The sequence below is a fragment of the Pseudomonas sp. IT-P258 genome, from assembly GCF_949767825.1.
In the GTDB taxonomy this organism is placed as follows: domain Bacteria; phylum Pseudomonadota; class Gammaproteobacteria; order Pseudomonadales; family Pseudomonadaceae; genus Aquipseudomonas; species Aquipseudomonas monachiensis.
This window is the reverse complement of record NZ_CATKPU010000073.1, coordinates 1-365: the sequence shown is the minus strand read 5'-3', so window position 1 is coordinate 365 and position 365 is coordinate 1. Positions and strand designations below refer to the sequence as shown.

Sequence of the window (365 nt, the reverse complement as noted above, 5' to 3'; positions counted from 1 at the left end):
CCGCGTATCGGTGAATTGCTGATGGCCATGGCTCGCGAAGGCGTCAAGGTGCGGATATTGGGGTGGGAAATGCCGTTTAACAGCGCGGGCTTTGCCGACGAATCCAATCTGCCCGGTAAAGGCCCGTACCGGATATACGACCGGGCGATGCAACCCTCCACGGACGAGCAATATGCTTATGACCGCCAGTGGTTTGCCAACTGTGCGCTTGCCGACAACATGGCCGCTGCGCATCTGGCGGCTCGCGGCACTCCAGTGTTCGTCAGTCGCGGTTTCAGCGTACTTGAGAGGGCCGAAATAGCCCATCAGGCGAAATACAAAAGTCTCGACCCGCAGGTCAGCGCCACCACGCAATTCATCCTGAC

Annotated in this window: 1 pseudogene; it reads left to right on the top strand. The window is 58.9% G+C overall.

Annotated elements, in window-relative coordinates:
* Positions 1 to 365: pseudogene (locus ACM6G4_RS22545) on the top strand (phospholipase); the annotation flags it as partial.